Consider the following 21,965-nt stretch of genomic DNA (forward strand, 5'->3'; position numbering starts at 1 on the left):
TGGAGCACCCGCGCATAGTGTCGACGAAGTGGGTACACCGGATGCATGCCGGAATTACCCGAAGTCGAAAACGCCCGACAGGTCGTCGAGAAAGCTCTCGGACGCGTCATCGTCGACATCGATGACACCGACACGTTCGAGTGCCGACCTCATATGCCGGGCGATATTGCCGGCGCACTGATCGGCGGGAAACTCACCGAGGCTCGTCGACGCGGTAAGGCGATGTGGTGCGAGACCGTCACGGCCGACGGCTCGAGCGGGCCGACCCTCGGCATACACCTGGGCATGGGCGGACGCGTCATCGTCACCGCTCCCGACGGCGAGCGGACGTCGCAGTACGGAGGCGGCGATCCCCATGTCGGCGAGCGCCCGACCGACAAGCCGGAGTGGACTCGGTTCTCCATGACGTTCGACGATGGTGGACAGCTCCGGCTCTTCGACAAGCGCCGCCTCGGCCGGGTTCGACTCGAACCCGACATCGACGCTCTCGGTCCGGATGCCGCGGAGATCACGCGCGACGATTTCCGCCACCGAATCGGTTCCAGCGGTGCACCTCTCAAGGCACGACTGCTCGATCAAGCGGCGATAGCGGGGGTCGGCAATCTACTGGCCGACGAGGTGCTGTGGCAGAGCGAGCAATCCCCGTCCAGGCGGGCCAAAACACTCACGACGGAGGAGCTCGACGAGCTTCGTGTTGTTCTGCGTCGCGCTGTTCGATCAGCCACGAAGAAAGGTGGAGTGCACACCGGGGAGATCATTCCGTTCCGAAAAACCGATGCGTCATGCCCGCGATGTGGTGCCCCGATGGCACGCGGAACGGTGGGCGGCCGCACAACCTGGTGGTGTTCTCGTGAACAATCCTGATCCGATCCATCGCGCGGGACGAGCTCGATAATGCTGTAGGACAGCATTTTTCGGAATTGTCACACGAGATCGCATGCAGCGAAGACTCACCGGACGCCGACCTCCCCGACGAGGCGCGCACCGAACTCGTGGCGAACAAGCTGCCGCCGGTTCCCGCGAGCTTCGCCGTGGAGTCGACCGCACGGCCACTTCCACGTCGACGAACTCTCCGCGGCGTTGGATGCCGATAGAGAGTGCCGACGCCACAGCGTTCTACGGCTGAGCTGAGGCTGTGCGTCCCAGAAGAGTCGTTGGGTCAGGACGTCGCTTCGACCGCGAGGCGACCCAGTGTGTCGTTCAGCTGATCCTCGGTGACCAGAGGGAACTTGATCTGCTCGAGCAACTTCTTGTCCGTGACCTTGGACCAGTCGTAGGTATGACGGACCAACGTCTCGTTCGGGCCCTGAGACTCCAGTTCCCACAGCCACTCCCAGCCGGGAGGCTCGTTGCCTGCGGGTGCCGTCGTCCATGCGACCAGCTTGTCCTTGATGTAGCCCGTCACATGGTTGTCGGTCTGGTACTCGCCGCCCATGTGATCGCCCTGCATGTTCATCGTGAACTTCTCGCCGACCTTCTGAATCCGGTCGGCGTGGTCGACACTTCGTACGAAGCCTGATCCATCGAGCGCCTGATGCCGCTCGGGGTTGGTCAGCACGTCGAATACAGCGTCGACGGGAGCTTCTATGGTTCGTTCGACTGTGACTTTCGTGTTGTCTGTCATTCTTCCTCTGTGCCCAGAGTTCGACACGTTCAATCGCGGCACCGCCGGAAGATTCGATCGAACCGTCGTCACACCGCGTCCCAACTGGGCTTTTTCGTCGACGTCTCTGCAGCTCGGGGCCACTTCGCCAACCCACCCGAACCTGTAGTTGATGGTAGGCTAGCCTAACTCTCGGCCCGGGGTGATCGATCGCGTACGACGTGAATCCCCGGTGGCCACGTACAAGGCGAGGCACTGTGCCACTTCGTCGGAGCAGAAACATGGAGATGAGCCAATGCGGGTAGTGCTGTTCGGTTTCCAGACTTGGGGTCACAAGACGTTGCAGACGCTCGTGGATTCACGCCACGACGTCGTCGCGGTAGTGACGCATCCGGTCAGCGAGCAAGCGTACGAGAGCATTTGGTCCGATTCCGTCGAAGATCTCGCACGCAATCACGGCATCGAGGTGTACTTGGCGAAGCGTCCCGACAAAGCGCTGGAGGAACGTCTGCAGCTGTGGGCACCGGACATCATCGTTGCGAACAACTGGCGGACCTGGTTGCCTCCCGAGATCTTCGCGATGCCTCCGCACGGCACGGTCAACCTGCACGACTCACTGCTTCCCGCCTTCACCGGATTTTCTCCGGTGATCTGGGCGCTGATCAGTGGTGCCGCCGAGACCGGACTGACGGCGCACCGAATGGACGGCGAACTCGACACCGGCGATGTCATCACCCAACGGGCGGTTCCGATCGGACCGAGGGACACCTCCACCGATCTCGTCGAGGCGACGATCGACTTGATCCCCGAGGTACTGCTGGACGCACTCGAGAGTATCGAGAACGGCACGGCCACATGGACTCCGCAGGATCTGACGAAACGAACGTTCTTCCACAAACGACACGAGTCGGACAGCTGCATCGACTGGACTTGGCCCGCCGAGGACCTGGACAGATTGGTTCGTGCGATGTCCGATCCTTATCCCAACGCCTACACCTTCCACAAAGGCCGAAAGCTTCGAATCATCACCGCTCACGTCTCGGACGGTATCTACGGCGGAACACCCGGTCGGATATTCATCAGGGAGGGCGCGGGAATGGTGATCGTGTCCGGCCCCGACGCCCACCGCGGCACCAACCACGGACTCGTCATAGATCGCGTGCGCACGGAAAATGGGGACGATGTCGATGCGCTCGACTATTTCGTGACCGGCGGCGGCTACCTCACGCCCACGGCATGAAGGACGACGTGACAGGCGGGCAAATCATCCGTCGAACACTGACGCGCAACAAGCGCAGAGTGAGCATCGGAACACTGCTCATCTGCATCCACCAGCTTGCCGAGACTGCAGTTCCGATCGCGTTGGGGTGGATCATCGACTCGGCGATCTCCTCGGGCGACGTCCCCTGGTTCGTCCTCTCGATCGTCGGACTTGCAGCGTTGTTTCTCTGTCTGACAACGGCTTACCAGTTCGGTATGCGGTTCCTCAACGTCGCTCTGCAGCACGAGGCGCACCGCATACGAATGGAGGTCACCGGTCGAATTCTCGATCCGCGCGGCCTGGACACAACTCTGCGGGGTGGTGAGCTACTGACCATTTCCAGTACCGACGCCGAACAGTCGGCATGGTTCCTGGATCTGTTCCCGCGCATCGCGGCCGCTGCCACCGCCGTCGTCGCCACGGCCATTGCGTTGATGGTCATCGACGTGCCGTTGGGACTCGCCATCTTCATCGGCACCCCGATCTTCGTCGCCGTGCTTCAGCTCGTCGCACCGCGGGTGACCAGGCGGGCGGCCGAGCAGCAGCGAACGGTCGCCGAGGCGACTGCGCTGGCCACCGACCTCGTCAGCGGGCATCGGTCGATCGAAGGTATCGGCGCGGAAACCGTAGCGGCGACGCGCTATCGACAAGCGAGCGCGAAAGCCCTCGGCGCAGCACTGCTCACGGCGAGATCGCTGGCGACGCAATCGGGGCTCACCACCGGCGTGAGCGCGGTGGTTGCTGCATCCGTCGCGGGGCTTGCCGGCTACTTCGCTCTCATCGGACGCATCACCGTCGGAGAATTGATTGCCGTCGTCGGTCTGGCGCAATTCCTCATCGAACCACTGGGTGTGTTGTCCTCCACCCCGGCGATCATCGCGCGGGCGCGGGCGTCCGCCGATCGCGTCGCCCTGGTACTGGGAGCGGATCGAATTCTGCACCACGGCAACCGGCACATCACCGGCAAGCGGCTCGATCTCGGCCTCCGCGGCGTCACGCACCGGTCCTTGCAGAAGATCGACCTCGACATCGCGGCTGGGGAGACAGTCGGAATCCTGGCGTACGGGTCCGAGGACGCCGAGTCGATCGTGGCCGTTCTGTCCGGGCAGGTTTCGGCTGCCGACGTCAGCGGCGAGGTTCTGCTCGCAGGCACGCCCACCCGCGACATCGAACTCGCGCAGGTCCGAGCGGCAATCGTGGTCGAACCACACGTCTCCGACCTGTTCGCCGACACGGTGAAGAACAACATCACCGCCGGACGCGGATACACCGACCGACAGCTCGACGGAGCGCTTCGCGCCTCGGGCGCAGACCAGATCGTCGACAGTCACACCGACGGTCTCGAACAGCGGCTGACCGAGAGGGGCGCCAATCTGTCCGGGGGACAACGACAACGCATCGCGCTGGCACGGGCCCTGTTCGCCGAGCCTCCCGTACTGGTGTTGCACGAACCGACCACCGCAGTCGACTCGGTCACCGAACACACCATCGCTCGGGGTATCGCGACTCTTCGTCACGGGCCCAACGTACGGACCCCGAAAACGACGATCATCGTGACCAGCAGTCCTGCATTGCTGTCCGTGGCTCACCGGGTGGTGGTGATACGTGACGGGCGAATCGCGGCGGACGCACCCCATTCCGTTCTTCTCGAACGGGCCGAGGGCTATGCGGAGGCGGTGCTGCGATGACCGACGACACCCGTCTGCCCATCGCAACCGCCGGACGATCGTGGTCGTGGCTACGCGGACAACTCGCGGCCAGACCAGGGCTCGTTGCACTCACTCCGTTCGTCGGCGTCGTCTCCGCCGTATCGGCTCTGGCACCGATCCTGATTCTCGGTCGGCTCGTCGACGAGGTCGTCGCGGGCGCGCCGCCGGGCCGGATCGTGATGGTGGTGGTTCTGGTCATGATCGCCGCAGGCGTCAACGGGGTGTTCGCCGGGCTGATGGCTTACCTCGTGGCGAAACTGGGCGAAGGCGTGGTGGCACAGCTGCGCGAGCAGGTGGTGACCCGAGTTCTCGCGCTCCCCACTCGCACGGTGGAACGAGCGGGACGCGGAGATGTGCTCTCGCGCATCAGCGATGACGTGTCCCAGGTGACCCGCGCCGTCAACGGCGTACTCCCCGCCGTGGTGAACGCGGTGTTGTTGATCGGGGTGTCCGTCGTGACGATGTACGGCATCGACTGGCGTCTCGGGCTGGCCGGCAGTTTGGCACTACCGTTGTACGTCACCGCTCTTCGGTGGTATCTGCCGCGCAGCGGGCCTCTCTACGCAGCCGAACGGGCCGCGATGGGCGACCGTTCGCAGGCGCTCATCAGCAACATCCAAGGCGCGCGCACGGTGCGCGCGTACCGCCGCGAAGACACTGCTGTCGCGTCCGTGGAGACGGAATCCGAACGGGCCAGGGACTTTTCCATCGCGACGTTCACACTGCTGACTCGCTTCGTCGGCAAGGAGAACCGCGCGGAACTGGTGGGTCTCACCATCATCCTGAGTACCGGGTTCTTTTTGTTCAGAGGCGATCTCGTGACTCTGGGCGCAGTCACCGCTGCAACGTTGATGTTCCATCGACTGTTCAACCCGCTCGGTACCGTGCTGTTCCTGTTCGACGATATCCAATCCGCCGGTGCCAGCCTCGATCGTCTCGTCGGCGTGGTCGACATGGCATCGACACGAACGACAGGGATCGACGCCGAACCTGTCGACGCGACGTTGGAACTATCCGACGTCACGTACGCCTACTCCACCGGGGGCGACGTTCTGCACGGCATTTCGCTCAGCGTTCCCGCCGGAAGTACGGTGGCAGTGGTCGGCTCGACCGGTGCCGGAAAGACGACTGCCGCGCTTCTCGCAGCAGGGTCCCTCGAGCCCGACCGCGGCTCGATCACTTTGGGCGGCATCCCGTTACGTGATCTCGGTACCGACCGACTCAGGCGGCACATCGCGATCCTTTCGCAGGACGTCCACGTCAGTGCCGGCCCTCTCGCCGACGATCTGAGGCTCGCGGACGCGGATGCCGACGACTCCGCTCTGTGGGACGCCCTCACTCGGGTCCGAGCTGCCGACTGGGTCCGGGCTCTTCCGGAGGGCCTCGACACACGCATCGGGGAGAACGGGCATCCGCTCAGTGCATCCCAAGGGCAGCAGCTCGCACTGGCGAGACTGATCCTGTCCGATCCCCCGGTCGCAATACTCGACGAAGCGACCGCGGAGGCCGGCAGTAGCGGAGCCCGCCTGCTCGAAGACGCCGCATCGGCAGCGACCGAGGGCCGGACCACGGTGATCGTGGCGCACCGGCTGACGCAGGCCGTGGCAGCAGACACGGTCGTGGTGCTCGAGCACGGCCGTGTCGTTGAATCCGGCACCCACTCCGATCTCGTGACAGCAGACGGCCGATATGCGCGTCTCTGGTCGGCATGGTCGGGCAGAACAGATGTCGAGTAGACGCACCCACGACGAGGAGACCCGGATGACCATGCTCGACGCACCTCGAATCACCCCCGCACAGAGAGCCGTCTGGACCGCCGCGCAGATCGACGCCGGCGAGGGCACGTACTCGCTGGCGTGGCGACTCGAGCTTCCCACGACCACCGACCCCGTGCGTCTTCACAGTGCGGTGTCAGCCACGCTCGCCGGGTTGCCGCATCTCGATCGCGCATTAGCGCCGTCCCCGGACGGTGACCTCGACATCGTCGACGCGGCACCCGGACGCATCGAGACACGTGCAACGTCCGGATCGGACACGCACATCGATTCCCTCGTCACCGAGGCTCGGTCCAGGATCGGGTCGTCGGACACCGGCCCGATGCATCACCACATCGTCGCCGCCGCAGAAGACGGGCGGCTGTGGTGGATCCAGGCTTACCACCACATCGTGATCGACGGCCTTTCGGTCACCGCACTCACAGAACGGGTCGCCGACGTCTACAACGATGTTCGGAGGGACCGATCCACGCGTCCTCGCACCGACACCGCCTCACCGAACGACGACCGCGACTACTGGGATGCGGTGGTCGCGAGCCTGCCCGAAGATCAGGGTCTGCTCGAGCACACAGGACTGACGGTGTCGCACATCGCAGTCGAGTTACCGGAGAACGTCGTCGACCGCGTGCTCGCGTTGGCCGATCGCTCGCGCACGTCGCCGCGCCGCACGCTCGTCGGTCTCCTCGGCGCATACGCCGCAACGACGAGACCCGCAGGGCGGCAACCCATCCGCTTGGCAATCGCCGGCCATGCCCCGGCGGAATCTCCGATCGCGATGACCTCGACCGTCGTGCCGTTCGTGCTCGAACACGAGGGCAGGACCGTCGTCGACGTGCTGGCGAACGTCGATTCCACCTTGACGCGGATGCGACCTCACACCGCGGTCGCACCCGATGTGGTGACCGAGCTGCTCCGGCTGCGGCGAGGAGACTCTGCGCTGATCGCTCCGGGAATCAATGTTCTGGTGGCCGAACGTGACTCGATGTTCGGAGGCGAGCGCGCGCGACTGCGTCAGAACTGGCTCGGGCCTGTGACGGACCTCGAGTTCGTGGTCGAGGGCACCATCGACCGTGCGAACCCTCGAAGTTCGTGGCTGGCAATGGAACTACGAGGTGCCGGCGCAGAGACGGAGATCCGAGCCCATGCGCACGCGCTGGCGGTCTTTATCGATGCCGCGACCACCGCACCCGATGCTCCGATCGACTCGTTGCCCCTCGCATCCTCGCAGCAGCTGCAGACGCTCGTCACCGACGTCAACGAGACCGGTCACTGCCTCGCCGAGCAGGACGTCGTGCAGATGTTCGAGGAGTGGGCGGCGCGGACAGGTGACGCGACCGCCGTCGTTGCCGGCCCAACCCGTCTGACCTACGCCGAGTTGAGCCACCGCTCGAGCCAACTCGCGCACTCGTTGGTGGTGGCGGGAGTCGGACCGGAAGCACGTGTGGCCATCGACATGACTCGGTCCGCCGAGATGGTCGTCTCCGTCATGGCCGTTCTCGCGGCAGGAGCAGCGTTCGTCCCGTTCGACCCGCAATGGCCCCAGGCCCGCAGGGCTGCGGTGGTCCGTGACGCGAACATCGGCGTGGCATTGCGCGGCCCAGGAAGCTCGGAGTCGAACGAGCACACGGAGGTGCTGTCGATAGCGGTGGCCCTCGACCGATGGGAGCACGAGAGCCGACCGGTCACCCCGCCGTCGGGAGTGGTCCGTCACGGAGCCGGCCTGGCGTACGTCATCTTCACCTCGGGCTCGACGGGTCGGCCGAAAGGTGCCATGATCCGGCACGAGGCCATAGCCAGCCGGATGAAATGGCAGATCGAGCACATCCTGAAGGTGGGCCCGGGCGATGCCAGCCTCTTCAAAGCACCACTCGCATTCGATATTTCGATCAACGAGCTACTGCTCCCGCTGTGCTCGGGAGGAACCGTCGTCGTAGCGGGACCCGGCGAGGATCGGGACCCGCAGCGATTGCTGGAGTTGATATCCCGTGAGCGCGTGACCTTCGTGTATCTCGTCGCCTCCATGCTCGACGTGCTCCTCGAGACCAGCGCCGGGACCGACGCGATGGCTGGGGTTCGTCACGTCTGGTGCGGCGGCGAAGTTCTCATGCCGGAGTTGTTCTCGCGGTTCCGATCTCGCATGACCGGGACCCTGTACCACGGGTACGGGCCGGCCGAGGCGACGATCGGAGTCTCGCACGTGGTGTACGACGGGACCGCATCGGACCGAATCTCCACCTCGATCGGACAACCGAATCCGGGTTGCCGGTTGTATGTGCTCGACGACCGCCTGCGACCACTCCCCGTGGGCATGGGCGGCGAGCTCTACGCGGCGGGTGACCTGCTCGGACGCGGCTACGTCGGCGCATCGGACATGACTGCCGCGAGATTCGTCGCAGACCCCTTCGCCCTCGAGGTCGGCGCCCGCGCCTATCGAACGGGTGACCGCGCTCGCTGGACGGAAGGCGGAACACTCGACTTCCTCGGCCGAGCGGACAACCAGGTCAAGATCCGCGGCATGCGGGTCGAACTCGAAGAGATCGAAGCCGCCGCAGCCACTCATCCCCAGGTTCGCGCTGCCGTCGTGCTCGTTCACGCAACGGCAACACCCGTTCTGTTCGGCTATGTGATCCCCACGGACGACGCGAACCCGAACTCGGACAACCTTTCTCGCAGTGTTCTCGCCCATCTGACGACGCTGCTGCCCCAGCACATGATTCCCGCACATCTGATGGTGCTCGAGGCGTTTCCCACGACCGTCAACGGCAAGGTCGACCGCCGCGCCCTGCCCGTCCCGGATGTCGGAGGTGCGCCGGCGGGCCCGCTGACCGACGGTCAACGGCGATTGGCCGAACACATCGCGGCCTTGCTCGGTCGCGAAGCCGGCTCGCAGGCGCTCTTGGATTCCATCGGACCCGACAGCGACTTCTTCGCCCTCGGCGGAGATTCGCTGGCCGCGATGCGTCTGGTGACCCGGGTCAATCGGGATCTGAACCTACGGATATCGGTGCGAGCGGTGTTCGATCACCCGACGGTCGCGAATCTGTCTGACTACATCGACGCAGCGGAACAGCCGCCGTGCGCCAACAGTGAAACGAATATCGACGAGACGGTCAACATCGACACGCGCACCCGGCCGATGAACGCCGGAGAGCGACGAATGTGGTTGGCGGACAGACTCAGTGGACACGGCGGAACCTACACGGTACCGCTGGTGTTCAGGGTCGCCGGTCCCCTCGACCTCTCCGCTCTCGAACAGGCACTCGCCGACGTCACCGCACGTCATCGCTCTCTGCGGTCGTTGTACGTCGAGAACGACGGAGCACTGACGGTCGAGATCCTCGACCCGAGTGACGAACGTTCGGCCCCTGCCCTGCGACGTCACGCCTTGCAGTCTTCGACGGTGGCGCAGGCGATCGAGCAGTTCCTGCAGGAACGATTCGATCCCTCGGAGTCGATTGCGCTGCGCGCCGGCGTGTTCGTTCACGACGACGAGCAGGACTGCGCGACACTCGTTCTCGCCGTGCATCACATCGCAACGGACGAATGGTCGGAGCCGGCTTTGCTGCGTACCCTCTCGCGCGCCTACGCTGCGCGCGGTGCCGGCCGAACACCACGCGACCTGGGCACAGCACCGCCCCCGACGGCGGTGTTCGAGGAGGATCACGAGTCCGAGATCGCCTCGTGGCGAGCACATCTGACTCCACTACCGCCGGTCCTGGACGTACCGGGCTGGCGCGCTGCCCGCCATACCGGTGCACGGACCGGGCGGACGATCAGACGCGTCGTTGCCGACGACGTCGCAGCGGCTGTGCGGTCCACGGCGCGCGCGCGCGGGGCGAGCATGTACATGGCCACTCAGGTTGCGACGGCGATCGCATTGCGCGCGTGCGGATCGGGTGAGCAGTTCCTCACGGCGTCGCCGATGTCGATCAGGTCCCCGGAAACAGGCCACGACGACGCGAGCGACGAAGTGGGTTTCCACCTGAACACCGTGCTGCTGCGAGCAGATCTACGCGGAAACCCCACGGTACGAGAAGTGTTCGCGCGTACCCGGGACCAGACGCTGCACGCGCTCGCGCATTCGAGGGCGCCGTACGAGGAGGTCGTGGCTGCGGTGCCGGCGCTGCGCGAGCAGCCTCCGGTGCGCGTGATGGTGGTCCACCAACCACACCGGGACGGCGGGGGCACTCTCCCTCTCGGCGATCTGGTCACCGAACGGCTGCCCGTCGACACCGGTACGGCCAAGTACGACGTGAGTGTCACTCTGTACGAGAACGATTCGGCCGTCGGTCTTGCTGTCGAGTACGCAACCGACGTCGTCGACACCGACGCCGCCGACGCACTGCTGCGGCGACTCGAAACGGTGTTGCAGCGTATGCCTGCGTCGCTGGACCTGCAGGTCGACGCGGTGGATCTGCTCGACGCTCAGGACCGCGCCACGCTGTCGCGACTCTCCGGCGCTCGACGAGACATCGAACCCGGCCTGACGCTCGACCGAATCATCACTCGCGCATCCCCGGTGGACGGCGCGGCGCTGATATTCGAAAATCGTCGTCGAGACCTGAAATCCGTTCTCGGCGAGGCGTCCGCCTTGGCACGGTTGATCATCGACTCCGGTCATGGACCCGAGGACGTCGTGGCGGTCGCACTCGATCGGTCACCCGAGCTGATCGTCACGATCCTCGCCGTGACCTTCTCGGGAGCCGCCTACGTGCCACTCGATCCAGCACTGCCCCAAGCACGGCTTCGCTACCTGCTCGAAGACTCCGGTGCCGCCACGATCGTCACCACCGCCGATATCGCGGCACGTTTTTCCGATTCGGATGTGCCCCTGATCGATCTCGCCGACCCAGCGGTGGCCACTCGTCTGGCCGAACTTCCCACGCATCCGGTCGTCGACAACGAACGCCGACGCCCGCTGCGCGGTGATCATCCGGCGTACGTTCTCTACACCTCGGGTTCGACCGGACGACCGAAGGGCGTCGCGGTGTCCCATTCGGCCATCGTGAACCGCGTCCTCTGGGCCGCAGAACATCACGAGATCACCGATACGGACGTGTTCCTGCAGAAGACCCCCGCGTCGTTCGACGTCTCGGGCTGGGAGATCTTTCTGCCGTTCGTCACCGGAACGTCGGTCGTCGTGGTGGAAGAAGGCGGCCACCGCGATCCACGCCGGCTGGCCGACCTCATCGCGACGCACGGAGTGAGCATCGTCCACTTCGTTCCCTCGATGCTCGGCGAATTCCTCACCACGGCGACGTCCGAACCTGCGAGCCCTGTCCTCGACGCCAGTGCGCTGCGGCTGATCGTCTGCAGCGGCGAGCCGTTGACATCCCAGCACGCCCAGTCGGTGGCCACGGTCTTCCCGCGAGCGACCCTGCTGAACCTCTACGGCCCCACCGAAGCGGCAATCGACGTGACCGCCGAGAACGTCTCGGCGCGCGGACCGGTCGCGGGGCTGTCCGTCGCGATCGGCACACCGGTGTGGAACACCCACTGCCGCATACTCGATCACACGCTCGCCGAGGTGCTGCCCGGTGCCGAGGGAGATCTCTACCTCGGCGGAACGCAACTGGCCCGCGGGTACCACGACAAGGCCGCGCTGACCGCGAGCAGGTTCGTGGCCGACCCCCGGGCCGACGTCCCCGGTGCCCGCCTCTACCACTCCGGCGACCGTGCGCGGCAACGACGTGACGGCAGTATCGAGTATCTCGGCCGCACCGACGGCCAGATCAAGCTGGCCGGCCAACGTATCGAATTGGCCGAGGTGGAGGCCGCGCTTCGCGCCCATCCCGGCGTCCGGTCGAGCGCCGCGGCCCAACAGATCACGGCAGCCGGGCCGCGACTCGTCGGATACGTCGTCGCAGATGCCGGAACGACTCTGCTCGAGAACGATATTCGCCTCACGGCCACCCGTATCCTCCCCGCGTCGTGGATTCCGGCTCGTATCGCAATCCTGGACGAGATCCCGCTGACCTCGAGCGGAAAGCTCGACCGCAATGGCCTTCCCCCCATCGAATTCCAGGCCTCGCCATCGAGTGATCGAGTACCGACAACCGACCGCGAGATCGCGATCCGTGCCTCCTTCGCCGAAGCCCTGGGACTCGAGGCAGACGACATGGGAATCGACGACGACTTCTTTCGACTCGGCGGCGACAGCATCAGCGCAATTCGCACGGTCACCCTCGCGCGCAGACGTGGCTGGCGCATCACCGAGATGCAGATCTTCGATCTTTGCACAGTCTCCGCACTCGCCGAGGCCGCGGTACACGACAGGACAACGAAGGTTACTCCACCGGAACATGTTTCCCGTGCCGATGTCGCTGTGCCGCTGCCCGATCTCGCCAGGACCGCGGTGAAATCGGGTCTGGACATCGACGCCCGTATCGAGACAGTTCGGGTCGAGCTCGACGTCCGCGCCGAGCTGACCGCAGTAGACCTCGACAGGGAGGTGCGCCGGTCGACAACAGCGCTGATGGAAACGTTCCCGGCACTGCGCATCCGCATCGACCGCTCCCGGCGCAGGTTGTGGAAAGCCTTCGAGGTACATCCCGACTCGGTGAACCTCGAGACCGTCGTGCACATCGCAGGTGAAGAGGACACGGCGAGCGTCGTGAACGGGATCGATGTCGACACCGGCCCGTTGCTCCACATCCACGTCGAAAAACACGAGAGCGACGGATGGTCCGCCTTGCTGTCCGTGCATCACCTCGCGCTCTCGGACACTCTCACCGCGTCGACAGTGGCGGAACACTTTCTCGGCACCCTCGCATCAGGAGTCCACCGATGACGAACACCCACGCGTCCGCACGTACCGGGCCGGCGTCGACTGCACAGCAGCGGATGCTGTTCCTCGATCAGATGGAAACGGACCGCCATGCGTACACCATGCCGGTTCACCTCGATCTGACGTCGGATCCGGATCTGGACGTCCTGGCCCATGCACTGGCAGATGTGGCAACACGCCATGCATCGCTGCGCAGTGTGTACTCGAACGACGACGGCAGGGTGCTACGCCACCTGAAACCCGCTGCCGCAGTGGAGGTAGCGGACCGTCGAGGTGAGCCGTACAGCCCCCGCACATTCGACCTCGGTGCCCAGATCCCCTTCGCCGCAGATCTCTACGACCGGTCTCGATTGGTCCTGACGGTGCACCACATCGCCGCCGACGGCGGTTCGGTGCCGATCCTGTTGGAAGACATCCGGATCGCGTACGACGCGCGTGCGCGAGGCGAGGAACCGATCTGGCCGGCGTCGGCGGTGGACTACGCGCAGTATGCGGAGGACGAAGGCTCCATCGACGTCACGGCAGATCGACCGTTCTGGACGTCCACTCTTGCACCGTACGTCGAGCCCGTCGCTCTCCCGCTCGATCACGCCCGCAGCGAAGTGCCGTCCACCGCGGGGCGGATCATCGAAACGGTGCTGCCCACGTTCCTCGCCGACGACATCGAGCAGTTCTGCTCGAGGAATCGCATCAGCCGACTGGTCTTTCTCCAGATCGTCACTGCTCTCGCACTGCGTGCCCACGGCGGCGGCGACCTGATCCCGATGGGCACGGCCGTCGATACTCGGCCACCCGACGCGCTGACCGATGCGGTGGGGCTCTACGTCAACACCATCGTGCTGCCCACCGACCTCACCGGCGACCCCACCGTGACCGAATTGACCGCGCGGACCAGGAGTTCGACGCTCGACTGTGTCGACCGTCGCGCCACCCCGTTCCACGAGGTCGTCGAGTGGCTCCGGCCCGCGAGGACGCCGGGAGTGCATCCACTGTTCCAGGTGATGATCGCCGAGGTGGACACGCGGCCGAAACCGGTGTCGCTGGGGCCCGTAGACGGAGTCCTCCGCCCACCGGACGACGCGTCGGCAAAGTTCGATCTGATTGTCGCCATCGGTCCACGAGGTGAATCGGGTCGACTCGGACTCGACATCCTCTACCGCCGGGAACTGTTCGAGGACAGAACTATTCGATCGATTCTGGACGACATGACACTGATCGCAGCTCAGGCCGTCGCAGATCCGAACCGGCGGATCTCCGAACTGGCCACCAGTCCGAACGACTCGGCCCCGCAACGGACCCCGATACTCGCTCGGCCGCGCCCCGGCCGGTGGTCACGCACACTCACCCTGTCCGAGCGGCAGATCCGCCGTGCCCAGGCAACGCTCATCGGCCTCCACCTTCGGCACGACATGCTCTCCACCGGACTCGACACCGACGGTGACATGCCGGTGCGTACCTCTCTGACGGCAACGGAGATTCTCGAGCGGTCTCGGATCCACAGTGCAGAAACGGAATTCGGGGCTGTTGCGAACGGGGGTCTTCGAGCCGGTTGGACGGGCGAAGGTGTACTGCGAGTGGAGATGACGCACGCGGCGGTCGACGAGGAGTCGTGGCCGTCCGTTCTCGATGCGTTGACGAGTGATCGATCGGTGGTCGACGTGGCGGTCGGCTCCTCGGCACGATGGACACGCAACGATCAGGAACTGGCAGAGGACCTTTCGATCGTCGACCACGCCGAGACATGGCTCGATGTCGTGGATGCGGCCGTGGACGTGATCGACCGGCGAGAAACAGCGTCGCCCCTCTTCTCCGTCCCGACAGCACCCGCGACAAGTGGTGCCGAGAGTTCTGCACCGCTGACCACGACCGGACTTCCCGGCATCGTCGAGACTCGGACGGCTGTCCTCGAGTCGGTGCGCGAGGTGATGACGGAGGTCGCCGGACACGAGTCGATGGTGGTGTGGGTCGACGAATCCGACCGAGACCGAAACGTCGAACACGGTTCCCGAACAGTGGGTTGCCTGCGCCGCGGGCTACCCGTCGTGATCGACGCGGGCACCCTGCTCGGCGGAGAGGCCGACCCCGAGCACGCCGCATCCTTCGGGGTTGCCGCGCACCTCAGCGAACACACCCCCGGCGTGTTCGACGACCTACCGCCTGCCGATCTGCAGGTCCGCATCCACATTTCGAGTGCCGAAGGGCAGCACCTCGTACAGAGCGCCTCCGCGCCCGAGATCGACGTCAGGTTCCTCCGAACCGAGACCGGATCGTGGTCGTGCGCGTGTTCGGTGTCCGCCCTCGCCGACACCGACGTCGCCCACGTCGCCGCACGCCTGGCGACGGCTGTCGCGACCAGGGTGAACGCAGTGGGTTCCGGAGTCAATCCAGTGGTGGACAGCGCGTTCGCGGACGGTATCGATCGCAGTACCGACATGGCCGGACTCGACCCGCGGGAGCGTCGATCAGTGGAGTCGCTTCTCGGCCCACTGCGAGCGATCTACCCGACGACGTCGTTGCAGGACGGGCTTCTCTTCCATCAGCAGCTGGGCGGACAGGGCGAGGGGATCTACCTGTCGCAGACGGTGATGCGACTCTCCGGCTCACTCGACACGGATCTGTTGCGACGTGCCGCGGACGCCGTGCTCGCCGCGCACCCGCAGGTCGGTGCTGGATACGTCCAGCTCGGTGAGCGCACCGTTGCCGCAGTGCCGCGGACGGTTCGGATGCCCTGGGCGACGACGGATCTGCGACATCTCGACGCCGATGCGGCTCAGGTGGAGCTGTCACGCTTCGAAAGGCGCGAGGCTGCACAGGGGTTCGATCCTGTTCAGCCGCCGCTCGTCCGACTGGGCGTGGCGCTGCTCCCCGAGGGCCGGAGTGCACTGGTGTTCACCATCGAACATCTCGTTCTCGACGGGTGGTCCATCTGGAGATTCCTACGGGCCGTTCTCGACGAATACACCCGGCCCGGCCGCACCGAATCGAGTCACCGTGCGTCGTACGACGACTACGTGATGTGGCTGAGAACTCGTGATCGTGATGCGGGCCTACAGATGTGGCGACGCCAGCTCGCAGGCACGCCGGGGCCGACTCTGCTCGCTCCCCGGCGCACCGCGGCGTCGGTCGATCCGGCCGGTTCGGCGGAGACGGTCTTCCATCTCGATCGCTCACTCACCCGAGACGTGAGAGAACTCGCTGCGCAGACCGGCGTCACGACGAGCATCGTGTACGAACTTGCGTGGGCGCTGACTCTGCAGAAGTTCACCGGCCAGGACGATGTGGTGTTCGGCACCGTGGTGTCCGGCCGGCCCGCCGAGATCCCCGGTATCGACGAGCTTCTGGGGTTGCTGTTCAACACGGTCCCGCTACGAGTGCGCATCGATCCCGCTCTCGCCGTTCGTGACCATCTGGCCCGTATTCAGGACGAGCGACGCCCCCTGCTGACCCATCCGTATCTCGCGCTGTCCGACCTGGAGGAGTGCGCCGGGCACCGTGGATTGTTCGATACGTTGTTCGTCTTCCAGAACATCCCGGTCGTCCCGCCCGACGAGCGTTTGGGTCCCGATGGCGCACTTCGGGTGATCGACCAGAAACTCAGTGATGCAACGCATTACGCACTGACGGTGGTGGTCGCGCCGGTGGAGTCCGGTGCCCGGGTGCGAATGATGCATCGACGGGACGCTCTCGACGATGCCCGGGCAGCAGCGATTGCCGACACCTATCGGGCGGCGTTGGCCGCGCTGACTGCGGCACCGGACGAGGCGGCGGCGAGCATCGCTCTGCTCACTCCGCGTGAGCTCGCGTGGACGCGGCAACACTCGGGCGCACTCGGGTCGGCTGTACCCGAGCACACGGTGTGGGATCTGTTCGCTGCACGCGCTGCAGACCGACCGAACGACCTGGCACTGGTGGCCGGGGATGTTCGGTGGAGCTTTGCCGATCTGCATTCACGCGCGCTGAATCTCGGTGCGCTGCTGCGATCGAACGGTGTCGTCGGGGAGTCGCGGGTCATGCTCTTCCTCCCCCGCACCGAGCTCATGGTCGAGGCGCTGTTCGGTGTCTTCGCTGCAGGAGCTGCCTACGTTCCGGTCGATACCGAGATGCCCGCCGACCGCATCGAGTACATAGTGCGCGAATCGCGCCCGCACGTCGTTCTGACGACGAGCACGCTGGCAGAACAGCTCCAGAGCATCACGACCGAACAGCCCGCTGTCGTCATCGAACTCGACATCGACGGTGTCGGAAACGGACTGCCGGCACCCGGCGATGTCGCGCGGCGACTCGACCAGCTTGCCTACATCATCTACACGTCGGGATCGACCGGGCGCCCCAAAGGGGTTGCAGTCCCGTACAGCGGGTTGACGAACATGTTCGTCAACCACCGCAAGGAAATTTTCGAGCCCGTCGTCGCTCGGGCCGGGCACAGACAGTTGGCGATCGCGCACACCACGTCGTTCTCGTTCGACGCATCGTGGGAGCAGTTGTTCTGGCTGTTGGAGGGCCACACGGTGCACGTGATCGACGAGCAGACGCGACGCGATCCGGCGATTCTCCTCGACTACTTCGATGCGCAGAGAATCGATGCCTTCGACGTCACACCGACCTACGGTGAACATCTCGTCGACGCCGGTCTGCTGGCCCGCCCGCGGTGCCTGAACACGTCCCTGCAGGACGACGACTCCGCGGGTCTGGTGTTCGTCTCGCTCGGCGGCGAAGCGGTCGGAGACCGTCTGTGGTCCGAGCTGCGAGACGCACCAGGAACGGGCGGCTACAACCTCTACGGGCCCACCGAGTACACGATCAACGCGCTCGGTGCCGACGTGCAGGACCGATCGACGCCGACACTGGGTCGGCCCATTCTGAACACCACCGCGCACGTACTCGACACCGCACTGCGGCTGTCGGCACCCGGCGTCATCGGCGAGCTCTACCTGTCGGGTGCGGGCCTCGCGCGTGGATACGACGGACGGCCTGGGTTGACTGCGGAACGTTTCGTGGCAAACCCCTTCACGGACAACGGTTCCCGAATGTATCGAACCGGTGACCTGGTATCGCGCGACCCGGACGGGTTGATCTCCTATCACGGCCGCGCCGACAATCAGGTGAAGATCAGGGGCCACCGCGTCGAGACCGGGGAGATACAGGACGCGCTGCAGCGGCTCCCCGGCATCGTGCGCGCCGCGGTGACCGTGTTCGAGCGGGCCGGCAGTACGGAACTGGCCGCGTACGTCCTCGTCGACGGCCTGGAAGCGTCGGACATCACCGCGTCATCGGTCAAAGACGGGCTACGGGAACTGATTCCGAGCTACATGGTCCCGGCATCGGTGCAGGTGGTCGACAGCCTGCCGCTGACGGTCAACGGCAAGCTCGACGTCGCGGCGCTGCCTGCACCGTCGGAGAGTGCCGAGCCGGTGGACCGTCCGCGGGGCGATGTCGAATCGCTGATCGCCGATGCGGTCCACGACGTGTTGGGCGTGACCGAGATCGGCAGAGACGACGACTTCTTCGCGTTGGGTGGGCATTCACTGGCCGCTGTCCGGTTGGCGTCTCGTCTGCGCGCGGTGGATCTCGAGCTCGGTGTGCGCGACATCTACGCGCAACCGACAGTCGCGGGTCTGGCACGTGCGGTCATCGACGGTGGCGGAGACGGCATGCTCGCACCGTTGGTGGAGTTGCGTCGAGCCGGCGATCCCGCTGTGTTCTGTCTGCAGCCTGCCGGCGGTCTCAGTTGGTCCTACATCGGAGCCTTGCGGTTCCTCGATCCCTCGATATCGGTGTACGCCATCCAGGACCCGGCGCTGCAGAGCGGCGACGACGCGATCGAGTTGGCGTCGATCGAGGCCTTGGTCGACGACCATGTCGAGCGGATCCGAGCCGTCCGACCACATGGTCCGTATCACCTGCTCGGATGGTCTTTCGGCGGGCAGCTCGCACACGCGATCGCGGCGCGTCTGCACGAGCGGGGCGAAGAAGTGGCGTCGCTGGTATTGCTCGATTCCTACGCAGACGTCGCCGCCGCAGACACGGCCGAACGTGAGGATCTGTCGCAGAACGGCATAGAGGAGGCGCAGAACAATTTTCGGCGCCACATGCAGACGGATCCGCTGCTGTCGAGCTTCGCTTCCGAGGTACAGGACCGGTTGGTGCGCACCCTCGGTCGGCACCTCGCTCTGTCGATTCCACCGACGGTCGGCCGCCACGCGGGCGACGCGTTGCTGATCGGAGCTTCTCGTGGAACGCCCCTGGAAATGCAGCGTCGCCGAGACCGCCAGTGGCAGGACAGAATCACCGGGACCGTGCATGTGCACTCCGTCGACCTCGAGCATGCACAGCTAGGTCAGGCGCACAACTGGTCGGTGTTCGGGCAACGAGTGGCCGACTACATCTGGGCTCGCATCGAATGACGTACCCCCACCTCGGGGTTGCCGAGGTGGGGGCAGCGACTCTGTCTTCGATCCGAAGTGGTGGATCTAGACGGTCGTCTTGTCGATCGCCGCCGTCAGGTCGACGATCTGCGCGGTGTAGCTCGCGTAGTTGTTGGTCGCATCGGTGGTCCAGTCGGCGATGTTTCCGGCCTCCGCAGCGTTCACCAGGGCCCAGGTCGGACGGTCGGCTTCCAGTTCGGCCAGCGGGGTCGAGTACGAACGAGTGTCCAGCAGAATGAGATTCGGCTGATACTGACCGACATTCTCCCAACTCACGGGCGTGAAGGATCCTGAGTCGGCGGCGCGGGGAACGTCGGACTCGAGGAGCGTCAGACCCCAGTTCTGGTAGTCACGCAGTTCGGGGAACTCGTCGTTGATCGCGACGTAGTACTGGTCCGATGGGGAGATGGCCATCGCGGTCAGACCCGGCTTGGCAGCAATTGCTTCCTTCAGGTCTGCGACAGCGGAGTCGTAGGCCTCACGGTCGGCCCGGTTCGCGTCGGTATCGACGTCGGCGCCGAGTTCGGTGGCCAGTGTCTCGTAGTCCTGCAGGGTCTCGGAGGAGGGCTTCTGAGCGGAGACAGCAAGGAACGGTGCGACCTGCTCGAGTTGGTTGGCGAGGTCGGATGTTTCGAGACCGAGGCCGCCGTATGCGTCCCCGGCGTACCAGCCGGTGATGAGCACATCGGGATCGAGGGCCGCGACCTGTTCCACGTCGATGTCGCCGTATGCCTGTCCCACGCTTTCGATGCCGTCGAGATCGAGTCCGCGTAGCGGGATCGACGACTCGAAGGAGCTCCCTCCCCAGATGCCGACCGGCTTGATGCCCAGCGGGATCAACGCTGCGGCAGCCTGTTCGCTGGCCACGATGCGCGACGGCACCGCGTCGAGTTCGACGGTTTCGCCGCGGCCGTCGACGTAGCTGAAACCGGACTCCGAAGTGGTCGTGTTCGACTCCCCCGGCTCGTTGTCCGAAGAGGAACATCCGCTCAGCGCGGTGACGCCCACCATCGAGAGCACTGCGAATGTCGTCGCCAGTGTGCGTCGAGATCCCCGCGTTCGAGTCGTTGAAATTCTCAAGGTCCGCATTCTTTCCCCATCATCCAAGTTAGGCAAACATTGCCTATGTTGGGATAGACTAACCAACACGACGGGGGTTCGGTGTGGTTGGTCCGGTCAGTCGACCACGGTGTCGAGCGAGGACGTTCCCGGTGCCGACGGGACCCATGGCTTCAGAGGTTGAACGACATCGCGATAGAAGGCGGCAGCGTGATCCCCCCTCACTCGACATTCATTCATTCGACCTACGGCACGCATGGTCGGCGCCACTTACGCCCGTCAGAGAATACGACTCAAGAATTGTTGTGTACGAGCGCTTTTGGGATTGTCGAAGAACTCACCGGGAGGTGCCTCTTCCACGATCTTCCCGTCGCTCATGAAGACGACCCTGTCTGCGGCCGCTTTCGCGAAGCCCATTTCGTGGCTGACCACCACCATCGTCATGCCCTCGTCGCGCAGTCGAAGCATGACGTCGAGGACCTCGTTGACCATCTCGGGATCGAGGGCTGACGTGGGCTCGTCGAACAGCATCACTTCGGGCTTCATCGCCAACGCTCGGGCGATCGCCACGCGTTGCTGCTGACCACCGGACAGTTGTGACGGGTAGTTCTCCCCCTTGTCCGACAGGCCGACGAGGTCGAGCAGTTCCTGAGCTTGCCTGCGCGCCTTGTCCTTCTGCGTACCGAGGACATGACGTGGACCCGATGCGACGTTATCCAGCGCCGTCATCATGGGAAACAGGTTGAAGCTCTGGAACACCATTCCTGTGTGGTGCCGCTGCTTGGCGATTTGCGCCTCCGACAGCGGCGTTCGCTTGGCGCCTTCCGAGAAGCCCATCATCTCGCCGCACACTCGGACGGTCCCGGATTCGATCGTCTCGAGGCAGTTGAGCGTGCGCAGCAGGGTGCTCTTTCCACTTCCTGACGGCCCGAGGAGCAGGACCACTTCCCCTTTGTCCACCGTGAAATCGATGTCGTCGAGGACGACGAGATCGTTGTAGGCCTTCGTCATATTCCTGACCTCGACCATCGTCGTGGCCTTCGTGGTCGCAGACGTCGCACTCGTCATCGGTTCACAGCCTCGGCTTTCATCGCGCTGTCGTCGAGCTTCGGACTCGACGGACCGCCCTTACGGCGGTAATTGCGGTCGTATCCACGTCCTACTCGTACTTCGATCATCTTCTGAATCAACCCCCACAGAGTTGTCAGCACCAGGAAGTACAACGCTGCCGCGCAGAGCCCCTCCAGCACTCGAAAATTCACCTGCACCGGGAGTGTCAGATTAACGGTGGATCCGACCTTGGCGTCGGTTAGTTTCCGTTCGGGGTGATGCGTCCTTCGAAGGTG

9 protein-coding genes and 1 pseudogene are annotated in these 21,965 nt (G+C 64.9%); 6 read left to right on the top strand and 4 right to left on the bottom strand.

The genetic code is table 11. The features are described from left to right. Positions 1 to 45 precede the first annotated feature (45 nt). Positions 46 to 864, top strand: coding sequence for an Fpg/Nei family DNA glycosylase (locus tag R3P93_RS21225; protein ID WP_317534002.1), 819 nt, complete (start codon positions 46 to 48; stop codon positions 862 to 864). A gap of 295 nt (positions 865 to 1,159) precedes the next feature. Here the strand turns inward: R3P93_RS21225 and R3P93_RS21230 are convergent, their stop codons facing one another. Next, entirely contained in the window at positions 1,160 to 1,624 is a 465-nt protein-coding gene (locus tag R3P93_RS21230) for an SRPBCC family protein (RefSeq protein ID WP_068047344.1), read from the bottom strand. Positions 1,625 to 1,898: 274 nt separating this feature from the next. Between R3P93_RS21230 and R3P93_RS21235 the strand changes: the two genes are divergently transcribed. From R3P93_RS21235 to R3P93_RS21255, 5 genes are read left to right on the top strand one after another with little or no spacing between them, the layout of a single operon-like run. Further along, complete coding sequence (locus tag R3P93_RS21235) at positions 1,899 to 2,843, top strand: methionyl-tRNA formyltransferase (protein ID WP_269594028.1); 945 nt, start codon at positions 1,899 to 1,901, stop codon at positions 2,841 to 2,843. Continuing rightward, positions 2,840 to 4,552, top strand: coding sequence for an ABC transporter ATP-binding protein (locus R3P93_RS21240; RefSeq protein ID WP_394855341.1), 1,713 nt, complete (start codon positions 2,840 to 2,842; stop codon positions 4,550 to 4,552). Before R3P93_RS21235 ends, R3P93_RS21240 begins: the two co-directional genes overlap by 4 nt. Next, positions 4,549 to 6,309, top strand: a complete 1,761-nt coding sequence (locus R3P93_RS21245; RefSeq protein WP_317534004.1) for an ABC transporter ATP-binding protein — start codon at positions 4,549 to 4,551, stop codon at positions 6,307 to 6,309. Before R3P93_RS21240 ends, R3P93_RS21245 begins: the two co-directional genes overlap by 4 nt. Before the next feature lie 25 nt (positions 6,310 to 6,334). Beyond that, on the top strand, positions 6,335 to 13,138 hold the full coding sequence (locus R3P93_RS21250; protein WP_317534005.1) for a non-ribosomal peptide synthetase: 6,804 nt from the start codon (positions 6,335 to 6,337) through the stop codon (positions 13,136 to 13,138). Next, on the top strand, positions 13,135 to 19,539 hold the full coding sequence (locus R3P93_RS21255) for a non-ribosomal peptide synthetase (protein WP_317534006.1): 6,405 nt from the start codon (positions 13,135 to 13,137) through the stop codon (positions 19,537 to 19,539). The genes R3P93_RS21250 and R3P93_RS21255 overlap by 4 nt, the downstream gene beginning before the upstream one ends. Positions 19,540 to 19,605: 66 nt before the next feature. On the opposite strand, the gene R3P93_RS21260 is transcribed toward R3P93_RS21255, so the two are convergent. The 3 genes and pseudogenes from R3P93_RS21260 to R3P93_RS21270 form a co-directional block, all read right to left on the bottom strand. Beyond that, positions 19,606 to 20,640 carry an ABC transporter substrate-binding protein gene (locus R3P93_RS21260; RefSeq protein ID WP_179271974.1) on the bottom strand — a complete coding sequence of 345 codons (1,035 nt, stop codon included), beginning with the start codon at positions 20,638 to 20,640 and terminating at the stop codon, positions 19,606 to 19,608. A gap of 258 nt (positions 20,641 to 20,898) precedes the next feature. Further along, positions 20,899 to 21,687: an amino acid ABC transporter ATP-binding protein gene (locus R3P93_RS21265; protein WP_306437690.1), complete on the bottom strand. Its 789-nt coding sequence runs from the start codon at positions 21,685 to 21,687 to the stop codon at positions 20,899 to 20,901. After that, positions 21,684 to 21,965: pseudogene (locus tag R3P93_RS21270) on the bottom strand (hypothetical protein); the annotation flags it as partial. The pseudogene R3P93_RS21270 and the gene R3P93_RS21265, both read right to left, overlap by 4 nt.

Origin of the sequence: Rhodococcus cerastii (assembly GCF_033042195.1) — a bacterium.
GTDB lineage: Bacteria > Actinomycetota > Actinomycetes > Mycobacteriales > Mycobacteriaceae > Rhodococcoides.